Consider the following 15,209-nt stretch of genomic DNA (forward strand, 5'->3'; position numbering starts at 1 on the left):
ATGGCTCAGGCATTAAAAATACCCGTTGCCGTTTTGTTAATTATTTTATCTCCCTGCAGCCAAAAAATGCCTCCCATCACTATAAATAAAATAGTGTTTGCCATAGTTACGCCCGCCAATCCAAATGTTTTGCCCAATAAAATAGCCAAAGGGATATTCACTATTGCGCTGCCCGAAACAAGATATAATTGCAGCTTAACCTTACCCACTCCATTCAGCAAATGCACGTGAATGGTTTGCCAAATAGAAGCTATGGTATAAATGCACATGCTTACCGACAAGCTAAACGGCACCGACACACTTTTACCTAACCACGCTTTATAGATCCAAGGTGATACAATGAGCAGCAGTATGGTGCCCGCGCTCAATACCATCCATATTTTTTTGATGTTCAGTAACGAGGCCTTTATCCACTCCAGATCATCCTTCACGAAAGCCTCGGTAAAAGCGCTCCAAAACGGGGTAATAATTATCAAGAAGAATAGCAATATCACCGAAAACAGCTTAAAAGCCGCGTTAAAAGTGGTCACTTCCGATGGACCGAAAAGCTGTGTAATTACAATGTTGTCGGTTTCATAAAGTACCAGCGCACCTATCTGTATAAAAAAGAAAGCGCTGCCGGTGAGCAAAAGATCTTTGGCATATTTAAAGTTAAGCGCACTCAATTGCGGCGCTATATTTCTATAGCTACCCTTATAATACCAGGCGCTGCCTATGGCCATTACCAATACCGGGGCACCGGTCATGACAATTATCAGATCGGCCAGGGAACCTTGTTTAAATTTGATGAGCACCACTATAGCCCCAAGCATTAATAGCTGACCTATGATGTTTAAAACGGCGCATTTTGCCGGCTCCTGGTTGGCCATTAAAACCGTATTGATAAGCTGTATTACAAACTGGCAGCAAAAAAAGCTAAACACCATAAATACCAGCCTTGCAATATTGGGATAGGCACCGGGCTGAATATTTAAAATGCGCGGCCAGTTGATTAACGGGTTAACAAAAAAGAAGGCGACAAACATGAACACAGAAATTACCACCAGCATAAAATAAGTTGTGGTAACATAACTGCGAGCCCGCGACATATCGCCCAGTGCTATAGCTGCGGCAAGTTTATTTTTAAGTCCGTTGCCCATGCCTATGTCAAAAAATGCAGCCCATGCAATTACAGAACTTAGCGTTAACCAGATACCATATTGCGTAGGGTTTACATAGTTAATGGTAAGCGGCATTAATATAAGGGAAATAGCCAGACTGCCACCTTTTAAAAATACCGACTTAACAATATTTTTTTTTGCTTTAACAGTGCGCTCGTGCCCCTTATTAATAAACCGAACCAAATTTATTTGTAAAGCCTGCAGCATAACTTATGATTTATTTAAAACAGGTTTTAGTTTTTTAAATAAGCCTGATACTTTAGTATCCTCTTCCTCAATCATGTTATAACCATAGCTGCCATACCCGTAGCCGTAACCGGTAATTCCGTTTTTCTTTATCTCAATATCATTTACAATGAGGTACAGGCGCTTGGCCTTTTTAGATTTATACAGATCGTTAACTATACCCAATTGCGATTTGTGGGTGTAGTTTTGCCTCACCACATAGCACATGATATCGGCAAATTCCTCTATGATCAAGGCATCGGATACCAGGCCAACGGGGGCACTATCTATGATAACATAATCAAACCTTTCCCGTAATTCATCTATCAGGATGTGCAGGTGGTCGTTCATTAAAAGTTCGGCCGGGTTTGGTGGTATTGGGCCCGAGGAGATGAATGAAAAATTTTCATTGAAGGTGGATGGTTTAATGAGATTATCTACCCCACCCTCACCGGCAGATATTACATAATTGGTAAAACCGTAATCGTTTTCAACCCCCATGTTCTTTAGCAGCCGGGGCTTACGCAGATCAAGTTCCAGCAGCACTACTTTTTTGCCCGAAAGCGCAATAGAGTTACCCAGGTTAAGGGAGATAAAAGATTTACCCTCGCCGCTCATGCTGGAGGTGAACAGGATCACGTTTGATTTACCTTTTTCGGTAACGTATTTGAGGTTGGTTCGCAAGGCCCTTATCTCTTCTGAGATCACTGAGCGCGAATCGTTATAAACAAGGTTTTTTGTTTTGTTGAGGTTGCGGCTTATTTCGCCAAGCAAAGGAACATTGGTATGCTTTTCAATATCAGATTTCGCGTTTATCTTGATATTCAGCATCTCTTTGATACTTAAACCCGCGGCAGGTATAAACAGGCCCGCAAATAAGCTAAGCGTATATATCAGCGATTTTTTAGGGGCGAAAGGTTTTTCGTCGCTTTCGGCATCATCAAGTATACGGCAACTGGATATGGTGGCGGTTTGGGAGATAGCAGTTTCTTCGCGCTTTTGAAGCAGGAACAGGTACAGATCCTGCTTTAGGCTTTGCTGGCGGGCATAATCAAGGTAAATTCTTTCCTTAACGGGTGCTGTTGAAATTTGATCATCGATAGTAGCATTTTGCCGTCTGAAAGCGGTGTGCGAAACCTGCAAACTCTTACGGTAATTGTTAAGACTGGTTAACAGCGCCTTGCGGGCCAGCACCAATTGCTGATCCAGGTTTTGTACGTACGAGCTATTATCTGTAAGGGTTAGCTTCAATTGTTCCTTCCGCAGCAGCATTTCATTATAGGAGTTTATGGCGTTACCAAATGCCATATCCTTGGTAATTAGCGAACTTGGTACCACCTGCGAATTATTGCCGTTACTTACATACTTATACAAATCATCAACAATAGCCAGTTGTACCTCATTATCGTTAAGCTTGGTCTGTGATTGATCTGCACCTTCAACAAGCGCTTTTGACTGCGCGTTAATATCCGATATTTTGTTTCTTACTTTATACTGTTCCAGGTTCTTTTCCACCTTGTTCAGCTCAGCACCAACAACTACAAGGCGCGTATCTATAAATTTCATGGTACTATCTGCTATCCTTATTTTGTTAGACAGATTGCGCTGTAAATAGGCTTTCATGAGGGTTTGCAAGGTACGCTCGCCCCATTGCGGGTCGGCCGAGCTAAGCTGCAGGTCAATTACGGTAGATTGTTTATCGTCCAAACCAACGTTAAAATTATCGGCCAGGTCGCTTTCGGCTTTTTTTGCAGGCTGTATTTTAACAATATACTTACCCGATGCTACAAATTTTGAGGTTTTATTAACAGTGAGCGCATACTGTTTAAGTTGTAACGGTTGACCAAATTTGCCAATAACAACTAAAGCCTCACCATCGTTAACCAGTTTAAAGGTATTTGCATCGATGATGTTTATGTCGTACGTATTTAATTTTATAAGATCGTCCTTATTAACCACTTTAACCGCAAAAGGCGCTTCGGCAAACATTTCAACCTTGCGCAGGCCGCTGTTATCATACACATGAATGTTCAAATCAAGAGCACTTACCACCTGCCTTAAAAGCCCGCGCGATTTTAAAACCTTAACCTCATTATCGGCATTGCTCTTAATATCAAACAGCGAAGCCAGATCGGCATTTACGCCGTTGGTTAATGATTTTGAAGTCGCGCCTTTATCGTCCTCAACAATAATTTTGCCGGTAACATTCCATTGTGTTGGCAAATACTGAATATAAAGGAAACCAAAAACAAGGCAGGAGATAATACCGATTAAAAAAAGATACCAATAATTGAGGCATGTACCAACAAGGCCCATTAGATCACCCTGCTGTTCCTCTTTTTTATAAGTAAAATCAAGTTTTTCAGCTAAAATGTCGGTGTTGTTCATAGTTTGTTATTTAAAGTCAAGGTATTGTTCAAATAGCGGCTATCACGTAAATGCAGTATAAGCAGGGCATTTATAGTGACCAATGATATTATTTATGGTCATTTTTCATACGTGCTTAATAAGTGGAAAGTTAGGTGACAAAGGTCAATTTTAGCACACAAAAGACACTTTGAACAAAGTGAATACCCTTTAAATACTGAACGGAAAAAATAAATAGAGAACAGCCGTTTATATTTATATATGTATCGGGCAATATTAATTATGCCGTTTACACTTTAATATATAAAACCATGGCAGCATCTATTTTATTCGACAAGACTTATTTAATGGTAATTATTTTAGCGTTAATAACAGGTGTATTCGGCATTATGAAACTTGGCCAGCTAAAAAGCAGGCGTATCGACAATAGAATGACAGATGAGCAGTCGGACCAGTTGGTATTGGGTGTTTTTCATTTAGTTGTGAGCGCGGTATGCATCTGTTGCCTTTTTTAAACAAGGCTTTCTTTGATAATGGGGTATGTCGCCCCGGCTATCCTCCTTTTAACACTCATCATGATTTTACACGTTATAAATCATGACTGTTCAGTGCAAATGATCAGCAAAGATATGTTCTATCTACCCTTCATTACTTTAATGAGGGCTAGATAGGCTTTTTTCATCAGTCAAAACGAATGAATTGAATACGCGCAAAAGCACACTGCCAGCCCATACAACAATATCACAAAATATTGATTTATAAATAATTACAAAATAAAATACAGCTATTAAATATAAGGAGTATTATTCAACACGCTTTATTCACTACACCTCATTCACATTCATTGTGTTCATTGCCATAACAGATAGTGTTTTTAGCTATTTATTTTCCCTAAATTCAACTTGCTATTTAACATCTCCAAAGTCAGACTAATTAGTACAACCTTTTAGGGTACCAAACGTTTAACAAACGGAGTGTGTAACACAACCACATTACATCCCTAAACCTAAAAATTATGACAGCCACATCGTCGCATTTATTTGAGTTATTAAAATCGTGTGTTTTAAATACTTCAAACCTAAAAAGCATAACACCAAGCGATTGTAAAGTTGTATCAACGCTAATTTTCAATAAAACCAAATACATAGTTAGCGAAACAACCCTGAAGCGCATATACGGCTTTGCTTATAGTAAATTCAATCCATCTATATTTACTATTGACGTAATGTCGAAATATTGCGGCTATAACGGTTGGGACGACTTTTGCGAACAACAGGAAACCAAAACAGTAAAAACCACCAGTCAGAATGTTGACTGGAATACATTGAGCAATAAGGCCGCAAAAATCACAAACTTCACTTTACAAGCACTTAAAAACAAATCGGGCATACCTTTTAGTCAAAGCATCAAACGTAATTTTATAGACGATCATTTCAACGAATTTTTGCAGGGAGATTATACAGCTACCGTATTTACAGCCCCATCGGGTTATGGCAAAACCATTGCCCTTTGCCATTGGATTGATGAAAAATTAGAGCAAGCCCTTACTGCCGATAACAATGATATCGTATTATTTTTTAGCAGCAGTGCCTTAATGAGCATATTCTTAAGCGGTCGCGACCTTAACGATTGGCTGCTTACTCTTTTAGGTTACACACCCGAAGAGGATGTGATATCGTTATTAGATGTAAACAAACGCAAAGAGGGTAATTTTTACCTGGTTATTGATGGCTTTGATGAGCACATGTTTAAGAACGATCAGTTTGAGCTAATGCTTTATCAGTTAATGGACGTATTTTCCTTTTACCAATCGCAAAATTGGTTTAAACTGGTACTTACCATGCGCTCATCTAACTGGATTAATAACAAGCATAACCTTATACAAAACAACGGCAAATGGTTCCACGGATTTGTTACAGACGATCAATCATCTGTAAATGTGCCGCTGTTTAGTATCCAGGAAATAAAAGAACTAAGCAATAAGATAAACCCCGCCGGCCAAAACCATGTAACTACCGAAATAGCAAATGATTTCACCAATCCTTTGTACTTTCAGTTTTACTATAAAAAGCATAAAGATAATTTTTCCCTTAACCATATAGACAATTTCAGTATTTATGACCTCATATCTACTTTTATACTAAACAAAGTGTATATGGGGCACTACGCTACCGAAAAGATCCTCCTTTTACGCGCCCTGGTTGAAAACATGGATTTTAAAAACCAGGTATATGACCTTGATAAAATAAAAGTTAACGACTTGTTAAAGCAATACAGCCATGCCTACAATGAACTATTAAGCATCGGTTTTTTAAAGGAAATAAATACCAGTATTGATTCGCAGTTTAACACGCAGGTGCAATTTGGCAACAGCAACTTTTTGGAGTTTAGCATCGCGGGCAAATTACTTAACGATAGCAACCAGCAGTTTGATAGTAAGCTTACCTCTGTTATAAATGAGCTTTTTGCTAATAGCGACCGCAAAGTACCTGTACTAAAATGGTGCGTGATACATGCCATTAAAAACGGACAGCAAAGTAGCTTTGAATTGTTATCATTAATGGAGCTAAATCCAACTGAAAAATCAGATCTTATACTTTTTTTGGGAAGTTTGCTTGAAAAAATGTGTTCGTCGTTGAACAATACCGAGTCGATGGCTAATTTCTTTAAGCAAGCATGTACCGATAGCCTGTTTTATTATTTCTTCGGGCTTGAATTTATTAACGTTGGCTATAAAAAAACACTGCAAACGTTATTAAGATTTGAACTTTCCAACGCGAAAAAGATAATCACTTACACCGGTCTGGCCGCCATAGCGCTACAGCAACTTGATTTAAACCAGTTGGAACATTATATAGCCAAGCTCAAAACATTCCCCGAAGATGACTTCCAGCAATTTAGCATCAATCCTTTAAATTGCATGGATGCTTTGTACCAACACTTCAAATACGGTATTGTAAAAAAAGAGTTTTTTAGGGAGTTAACATCTTTTTACTTTAATCCTTACCAAGTTGCCAGCGGTGCAAGCAGCCCAGCAGATGACCTTGTGTTTCTACTTGCCGGCTGCTCACTTATTCTTTGTCAGCAACCAGCCAAGATACTACGATTTACAAAAGCTGTAAAAAAAGTGCATCACCCACAACCTGGTAGAGAAAATGTGTATAACTTCTTTTTAAACATCCTGGAAGCCGATGCCAATTACAACATGGGCAATACCAACAAAGTAACAGAGATATATGACCTGATTGCAAATAGTTTTACCAACGAGGGAAACACGTTTACCCCACATATGAAAAGCATTTTTTCGGGCTTGAAAATCAAACGGGCCTTATTAGTAGGAGATTATTTAATGATCAGTAACTACTGGAGGTTTGTGATGCAAATATGCGACGAGCATGGTCACAAGCTATCTGCTATATTTATGGCAGAGCTGATCTTAAAAAATACGGATATTGAAATCCAGAGTCCGCAGCTTTATAAGCAGATTTATTATGACTACTCCAAAATATTACGCCAAACCGGTCTTAACCGCGACATATTGTTAAAAACAGCAAGGTAACTAACAACACCTTCCCGCCGCAAACAAAATCCCCGGCATGCGTAAAGCAAACCGGGGATTTTTATAGTTTAAAACATGTTTAAACTATTCGAGATATTTAGCTTTTAATGTTTTTATATCCTTATCAGTTAAACCAATCTGGTTTTTAAGATAGCTATCAACAGAACCATATTGCTTGGTTATGGCGGCAAAGGTGGCATCAAGATAAACTTTTTTTGCACTACTTACACTCTTCGCGGTTTCGGCATTTATACCCATAGCAGCCATTTTTTTGATTCCACTCTCGCTTTCGGCTTTACGGTAATAGTTAGTGGCCTCATAATCACTTAAAATGGTATCGTAAGGCACGCCCAAACTATATAAGAATAACGCAGCCCCAATGCCGGTACGGTCTTTTCCGGCGGTACAATGGAAAACAAGGCTTTTATCTGCTGGCATATTCAATAGTTTGCCAAAGAATGGCTTGTATCTATCGGCCAGCGGCGCGGTATTACTGTAAAAAGCAGTTAAAATCGAATCGCCGTTTTTAACGGTTCTCATGCTGCTCATCATATTACCAACATTTTCGCTGCCGGCAGGGCAAAGTATATAATCGGTATTTGGATTTACACGGTCAGGCGCCATTTGCGACTCTTGTGTACCGCGCAGATCTACGTCATAGGCAATATTCCTTTTTGCTAATTCGGCCAGGTCATTATCTGTAAGTTTGCTTAAATCTGCACTACGGTATATCTTTCCCCACTTTACATGATGTCCGTCGGCGGTGCTGTATCCGCCTAAATCTCTAAAGTTAATGGCTCCCTGCAGATTAACCTTACGTTGGGCACTATCGGCAATTTGTGCTTGTGTACTACCAGCAAAGCATAAGGCAGCTAATAATAAATGTAGTTTTTTCATATTTCTTGATAATTAAAAAACAGGGTACTCATAAATGAGCCCCTGTTTTGGTAATGTTTAGTTTGGTTATTTAGTAAGCCAGGTATCTTTGGTTACATCATCAGTACCACCAAATTGAGTGCCTATTGATGTTTTATAATTGTCATTATTGGCATTAATTTCGTCTAATGGGTATAAGAAACGACGAGGGATAATACCAATCTGACCGGATACTGTACCATAACCAGTGTTTGACGGGCCTGTAGGGAACGCCGGGATACCGGTACGACGGTAGTTGTAGAAAGCTTCCCAACCAGAGTTGTTAAACGTAGCCACGTATTTTTGACTTAAAATTTGAGTTAAGGCAGCTGCGCTATTGGTAGTGTTATAAGCAATGTTGCTCAGGAAAGTACCATAATCAGTAGTAACGCTACCTAAAATATTACCGGCCGCATCAGATGATTTAACCGATTGGTTGGCAGAGGCATTTAATGTTAAACCAAAGTTGGCGAAAGACGCAGTAACACCTTTATTATACCAATTTTGGGCATCAGCAGCGGTTGATGCTCCTATCCAGCCACGGTTGATGGCTTCTGCAATATTGAAACACATTTCCGGGTAACCAATAAATATAAAAGGCTCGGCATTGTCGCCGGTTTTCGAACCTACATAACGGAAACCGTTAAAGTTTGAAAAAGTGCTTCCAAGCAATACCGCAACTGTAGTACCTGTAGGTGCACCCTGATAACTGGCAAATGACGAGTAGTCTTTACCACTTAGCGGTGTAGCCATTAAAAAGGTACGTGGATCGGCAGTAGAGGTTGCAATATCCAGCACCGGTTTGCCAACAAACAGGAAGTTGTTATATGCATTACTACCCGAAGCCCAAATTGGATATAAGTTAACCGCGTTGAACTTGTAAACCATATTATCGCTGTTGGCCGTCATGATTGGGTAAGTAGTAGAGTTACCAAGTATTGTTGCAAATTGCGTTTTGATATTCAGGTCGGCATTATCATCAGCACGTTTGCTCAGGCTTATCAATACACGTAAACGGTAAGTATTGATCAATTTTTGCCATTGCAGGTTGGTAAGGTTAAAGATATCGCCACCAGCACTGAAAGCTGTATTTTGCGTAGCCGGAGTTAAAATAGTGTTGAACATGCTGTTAGCATCATCCAATAACTGCAGCGCGTTTTTATAAACATCGTGCTGGGTATCAAATTTTGGCTTTGGAAAATTAACAGCATCACCGGCTTGGCTCATTGGTATATCACCAACGCGTTGCGCTAACCAAATAGCAGAGTAAGCGCGGAAGAATTTAGCAAGGGCAAGGTATTTATTATTGGTTACACCAAATTGACTTTTAGCCTGAATTTCTAACTGAACAGTATATTTCAGGATATCATAAGCGTGGCCACTGTAACTCCAGCTATATTCGTTATTACCCCAGTATTTATCATAAGCAGATACCATATACTGGCCCGCCTTGTATCCATTTTTGTTGTAAGTAGCATCACCACCTAAAGGCATCTCCTCTGCACGAATAAAGGTAGCTGTAATGTGGTTCAAGATTAATGATACTGGCACAGTAGCGTCGGCGCTTATAGCATTTGGATCGGATGTCAGATCGCCTTTCTGGCAACTGGTAATTGTGGTTGCCAAAATTAATCCGGCAACTACAACTTTTAATATTTTTGTCATGTGATTCATGTTATGATTTATGAATTATGTTATTAGAATGATAGATTCAAGTTGAAACCGTATTTGCGGGTTGTTGAACTTTGCAAACCGTTATTGTTCTCGGTTGTACGATCACTTGAGTTATAACCTGAAGCATATTGGTCAATATCGAAATCTTTACGTGCAGCGAAGTACAATAAGTTACGACCAACCAGCGATACTGTAAGGCTTCTGATGAATGTGTTTTTCAACGCGCTTTGAGGCAAGCTATAGCTAAATGTAACCTCACGCAGTTTAGCAAATGAACGGCTAACCATCCAGGCCTCATCAATGTTTTTAATGGTACCGTTCAGGTATGTTTGAACTAAGATTGGCGTATTATTTGGACTAAATGTTAACTGATTTGCATTTGAGATCACACCGTTAGCGAAAACAGGCGTACCAGAAGTAATTACCACACCATGACCGTCCTCGTTACCAATTAAGGCTGGCGTTGGTGCTTGTGTACCTGTTTTGGTAGACTGCCACTCGGCTAAACGGGCAGCACCTACTACACCTGTTACAGTTGACAGATCGGTACCTCCCTGGCGGGCAGCATAATAGTTGTAATCGTAAATTTTACCACCTATACGTCCGTCAAATTGGAAACTTAAACCAAACGATTTGTATGAAAATCTGTTAGTGATACCAAAAGTATAGTCGGGGTTCAGATAACCTAATGAACCTGTAGTCTGAGCGTTAGTGCCCGAAGCCGTTAATAAAGTACCATCTGCTTTATAAATAACGTTGCCACCGCCGTCACGTAGGTATTTAGTACCATAAACTTCATCTAACCTGTCGCCGATATTATAAACGTGGTTACCCAGTGCAAGTGTACTGATCGATTTATTACCATCGAAAATTGAAGTTAACGTTTCTCTAAAAGTTGAGTAATTCATACCCAGATCCCAGTTAAAACCTCCCGAATTTCTTAAGATGCCCAAATTAGCAGCTACTTCAAAACCAGTACGTTTGGTAGTGATAACATTAAGATTTTGAGCTGTATAACCCGTTGAAGGAGCAATTAGGTATGGATAAATTTGCGGGCCATTTTGCGTATCAAAATAAGTTGCATCAAAATTTAACCTATTTTGAAATAAACGGATATCCGCGCCGTATTCCCATGATAAACGTTGATAAGGTTTTAATAATGGGTTGGCTAATGTATTTGAATAAGCTACCGAAGCTGTGTTATTATAGTAAGAGGCGAATGCAGCCTTGTTTTGGTTACTATAGCTTGGGCCATCATATGATGAAACCACATCAGTACTATAACCTAAAAAGGTATTTGTTGAATTACCTGTAACCTGGTTATAGGCAGAGGTAATGGTAGATTGGGTACCCCCACCCTTTACATCAGCAACAGAAGCACGTAATTTAAGGAAAGAGATAAACTCTGGTAAGGTAATATAATCTGAAACAACGGTAGATAATGAAACCGAAGGATAGAAGAAAGTATCATGACCTTTAGCAAACGTAGAAAGTTTATCTACTCGGCCGGTGGTGTTAATGTTTAAATATTTATCGTAACCAAAGTCAAATGAATAGTAACCGCTATACACCTGCATACTTGAATCCCAAGTATACTCTAATGCGGGTTGTACTGAGTTAGATAATACATAAACGTTAGGCAACGCTAAAGCACGGGTTGTACCGTAAAAAGAGTTGTAGTTAAATGTACGATCATTAGCTCCTAGTAAACCACCAACAGACCATTTACCAAATTTATGGTTGTAATTAAGCGCGAAATCAGTATTGTTTTCAAACAACTGACGATCATCCTGACGATAATCACCGTACCAGCCAAACGTGTAATCAGCAATTAAACCGGTATAGCTGTTTAAGTTGGCAGAAGATGGAACCTGCTCTGTACGTCTTTGCGTCCAGGTGCTGATTTGAGAACGTAAACTTACATTCAGATCTTTGGTAAGCGCGTAATTTAATTTAAGGTATGCGTAGATATCTGTTTTATCATGGCTGTGTAACCATTTTTTGGCAACAAACCAAGGGTTATTTAAACGGCCATATTCCTGCGCATATTGAACCAGGTTTGGAACTCCGGTAGGGCCTTTGTAGATGTCTTCCAAATCACGAACATCATAATCTGCCGAACCATATACCTTAAACATATAGATATAGCTGTTTGGCCCGTACGTTACATCCGGAACGTTAGGACTATATTGTTTATTAAAGTTGATATTACCTTCAACAGTTAACTTTGAGTTGATGTTATAGCTGGCGCTAAGGTTAAAGTTATCTGAGTTTAAGGCTGTATTAGGGAAAATACCTTTTTGATACAGGTGTGAATATGAAAAACGTGTAGAATAATTGGTACCACTGGCACTCATAGCAATGTTACTGGTATTAGTATAACCTTGCTGTGCAAAATTATCGTAATTATCTTTACCTCTTGCAGTCCATGGGGTAGGTGTTCTTTTACCTGTAACAACGTCATAAGGGCTATCATACTGACGTAATAGCTGACCTTCAAAACGAGGACCATATTCACCTAAACGGTTACCATTATCATACAACACATCAGCCTGCGGAGTGTAAAGTGCAGAACCGGCACCATCTTTAGCCTGATACTCGTAGTGATAACCGTTGCCACGGCCATATTCAGTTTGCGCCTTAGGCACAGCAATCCATGAACCATCAAAAACAGTACTGCTGTTAAAATCAACTTGCCAGCCTTTTTTGTCTTTAGTACCTTTTTTGGTGGTAATGATGATAGCACCATTAATACCGCGTGAACCATATAAAGCAGCAGCATTGGGGCCTTTTAATACGGTGTAGGTTTCAATATCATCAGCACTAATATTCCAGGTATCTGAGTTAATTGGAGAACCATCAACTACAAATAGTAAATCTTTACTACCACGTAAAACAATCTCAGGTCTGCCCAGCATCTCGGCATTGGCACCAATTGATAAACCGGCAACTTTACCTGCTAATGAGTTAATAGGGTTAGGATCGCGGGCCTTAATAAGATCAGATCCTTTAACTTCCTGAACCGCGTAACCCAGCTTCTTAACTTCCTTTTTAACACCATAAGCGGTAACCACCACTTCAGATAATGCTCTTGAATCGTTTTTTAGTTGAATTGAAAGCGTAAGCTCAGTTCCTATTGTAATTTCCTGGGATGCGAAGCCGATAAATTTTACCGTTAACACCTGCCCTTGTTCGGCAGATATTGTAAAACGGCCTTCGCTGCCTGTCACGGTGCCAATTGTAGTTCCTTTTATCTGAACGCTTACGCCAGCTAAAGGCTGATTGGCCTGATCTAATACAATACCCCTTATCGTTTGAGTTTGGGCGTATAGATTACCATATGTAAATACCGAAGTAAGTACAATAAGTAACCATCGTGAAATTTTTAGTAATCTTTTTTCCATTGCAAGTTATTTTTTGCAACAAAACTATCTCGAACGTGTTAAGGCATTATATGCCCATCAACACCAAAAAATTAATTGAGTATTAACAGATTGGCCAAAAACGCCGCAATGTATCCGCAATGTTAATAACCTTTTAAATCATAACTTTTAAGCAAAGGTTATCATCATGATTAATGCGTATTTTTCAGTAATCGTAATATTTTCTTTACAACACAATTTTGTTTTAAGGTTGTATACCCATAAAGAGACTACAAAAATAACTTGGCAGGTAATTCAAGTATTGCGCAAAACAGCCCTTTAAATGTCACAATTGCCCCTCCGTTGTTAAAACCAATGACTGTACATTTGTTTTAAACAATCATTAAACCCAATAATTATGCAAAAGATAACCCCATTTTTATGGTTCGATGGCAATGCCGGCGAAGCCATTAACTTTTACACAACAGTATTTAAAGATTCGCAAGTTGGCGAAATTGTTAATTATAACGAAGGTGGCCCCGGTAAACCAGGCTCCGTTATGACGGGTACATTTTATTTGCAAGGCCAGCAATTTATGGCCATCAATGGCGGCCCCATGTTTAAATTCACCGAAGCTATCTCGTTTTTCGTAAACTGCGAAACCCAGGATGAAGTAGATTACTATTGGGAGGTGCTATCGGCAGATGGCGGCAATAAATCAAGATGCGGATGGCTTAAAGATAAATTTGGAGTATCATGGCAAATAGTACCCTCAATTTTGAGCCAGTTGCTGCATAGTCCCGATGCACAACAAGCAAACCGGGTAATGACGGCCATGATGAAGATGGACAAACTTGATATTAAAACATTGCAAGAAGCCGCCGGCAATTAACAAACACATAACTCCATTTAAAAAGAACCATGCGAACGATTGGTTCTTTTTTAGTTATATATAAGGTATACCCACACCACCTATCGGCATCACTTATGATGAGCCGCCCCCCCCACGTTTATAAATTATTTTTTTGAAAGGTTTGCAATTATCAAAATAAGCTATTATAATTGCAGTGTACTATTAAAGTAGTACACTAAAACACAAACCAATCATGATAGCTATTGAAAAACTTAACTTTGGGTACCGCAAAAAAGAATTGGTACTTGAAAACCTCAGTCTGCATCTTAAGCCTGGTCATATTTATGGCTTATTGGGCAGCAACGGTGCCGGTAAATCAAGCCTGCTGCATAACATATGCGGCTTGCTGTTCCCTTCCAGCGGCTCCTGCAAAGTAGCCGGCGATAATCCAGCCAACCGTAATCCTCAATTTTTACAACAGGTTTATTTGCTGCCCGAAGAAATTTACTTGCCAAACGTATCTATTAAAAGCTACCTGGATGTTTACGCGCCGTTTTATCCCACATTTGATAATGAACTTTTCTTCCGCTTTTTAGGCGAATTTGATATTCCGAAGGAAAACAAATTGCAGCATATGAGTTACGGCCAAAAGAAAAAGGTAATGATAAGCTTCGCGCTTGCTACCCAAGCCAAAGTATTACTGATGGACGAACCAACCAATGGGCTGGATATTCCGTCTAAAAAGCAATTCCGCAAAATAATTGCGGGCGTTTTAAAAGAAGACCAACTGATAATAATCAGCACCCACCAGGTTAAGGATCTGGATAGCCTGATAGACTATGTACTAATTTTAGACGATAAAAAGATAATACTGCACGAACCGGTTGAAAACATAACCGATAAGCTGGCCTTTAAGCAGGTAATGAGTCTGGATGAGGTTAGCACAACTATTTATAGTGAAGGTGCACTAAAAGGCTATGCTGTTATTACACCTAACATTAAAAAGGAACAATCACGACTTGATATGGAAATGTTTTTTAACGCTGTATTAAGTGAGAAACAACAAATGCTTTCACAATTTAACAAACAATAAA

Annotated in this window: 9 protein-coding genes; 4 read left to right on the top strand and 5 right to left on the bottom strand. The window is 39.3% G+C overall.

Features of this window, described 5'->3' with window-relative positions; all coding sequences use genetic code 11:
- Nucleotides 1-5: 5 nt before the first annotated feature.
- Both BLS59_RS03065 and BLS59_RS03070 read right to left on the bottom strand, forming a co-directional pair.
- The gene (locus BLS59_RS03065; RefSeq protein WP_091144086.1) at nucleotides 6-1,367 is read right to left on the bottom strand and encodes a lipopolysaccharide biosynthesis protein; all 1,362 of its coding nucleotides are present in this window, start codon (nucleotides 1,365-1,367) and stop codon (nucleotides 6-8) included.
- Nucleotides 1,368-1,370: 3 nt separating this feature from the next.
- The gene (locus tag BLS59_RS03070) at nucleotides 1,371-3,773 is read right to left on the bottom strand and encodes a GumC family protein (RefSeq protein ID WP_091144089.1); all 2,403 of its coding nucleotides are present in this window, start codon (nucleotides 3,771-3,773) and stop codon (nucleotides 1,371-1,373) included.
- Between the two features lie 290 nt (nucleotides 3,774-4,063).
- Here BLS59_RS03070 and BLS59_RS03075 point away from each other — a divergent pair, with 290 nt between their 5' ends.
- Nucleotides 4,064-4,267 (top strand): hypothetical protein, encoded by a 204-nt coding sequence (locus tag BLS59_RS03075; RefSeq protein ID WP_091144092.1) that lies wholly within the window; start codon nucleotides 4,064-4,066, stop codon nucleotides 4,265-4,267.
- A gap of 500 nt (nucleotides 4,268-4,767) precedes the next feature.
- Nucleotides 4,768-7,311, top strand: coding sequence for an NACHT domain-containing protein (locus BLS59_RS03080; RefSeq protein WP_091144095.1), 2,544 nt, complete (start codon nucleotides 4,768-4,770; stop codon nucleotides 7,309-7,311).
- Between the two features lie 84 nt (nucleotides 7,312-7,395).
- On the opposite strand, the gene BLS59_RS03085 is transcribed toward BLS59_RS03080, so the two are convergent.
- From BLS59_RS03085 to BLS59_RS03095, 3 genes are all read right to left on the bottom strand, one after another.
- Nucleotides 7,396-8,208, bottom strand: a complete 813-nt coding sequence (locus tag BLS59_RS03085; RefSeq protein ID WP_091144099.1) for a tyrosine-protein phosphatase — start codon at nucleotides 8,206-8,208, stop codon at nucleotides 7,396-7,398.
- A 66-nt stretch (nucleotides 8,209-8,274) separates the two neighbouring features.
- Nucleotides 8,275-9,891: a SusD/RagB family nutrient-binding outer membrane lipoprotein gene (locus tag BLS59_RS03090; protein WP_162842547.1), complete on the bottom strand. Its 1,617-nt coding sequence runs from the start codon at nucleotides 9,889-9,891 to the stop codon at nucleotides 8,275-8,277.
- Between the two features lie 32 nt (nucleotides 9,892-9,923).
- Nucleotides 9,924-13,304, bottom strand: coding sequence for a SusC/RagA family TonB-linked outer membrane protein (locus tag BLS59_RS03095; RefSeq protein WP_091144107.1), 3,381 nt, complete (start codon nucleotides 13,302-13,304; stop codon nucleotides 9,924-9,926).
- Between the two features lie 376 nt (nucleotides 13,305-13,680).
- On the opposite strand from BLS59_RS03095, the gene BLS59_RS03100 reads away from it, so the two are divergent.
- Together BLS59_RS03100 and BLS59_RS03105 are read left to right on the top strand one after the other, a co-directional pair.
- The gene (locus BLS59_RS03100; protein WP_091144110.1) at nucleotides 13,681-14,154 is read left to right on the top strand and encodes a VOC family protein; all 474 of its coding nucleotides are present in this window, start codon (nucleotides 13,681-13,683) and stop codon (nucleotides 14,152-14,154) included.
- Between the two features lie 214 nt (nucleotides 14,155-14,368).
- Nucleotides 14,369-15,208 carry an ABC transporter ATP-binding protein gene (locus BLS59_RS03105; protein WP_091144114.1) on the top strand — a complete coding sequence of 280 codons (840 nt, stop codon included), beginning with the start codon at nucleotides 14,369-14,371 and terminating at the stop codon, nucleotides 15,206-15,208.
- Nucleotide 15,209 lies beyond the last annotated feature (1 nt).

The sequence above is a fragment of the Mucilaginibacter pineti genome (assembly GCF_900101875.1).
Taxonomy (GTDB): domain Bacteria; phylum Bacteroidota; class Bacteroidia; order Sphingobacteriales; family Sphingobacteriaceae; genus Mucilaginibacter; species Mucilaginibacter pineti.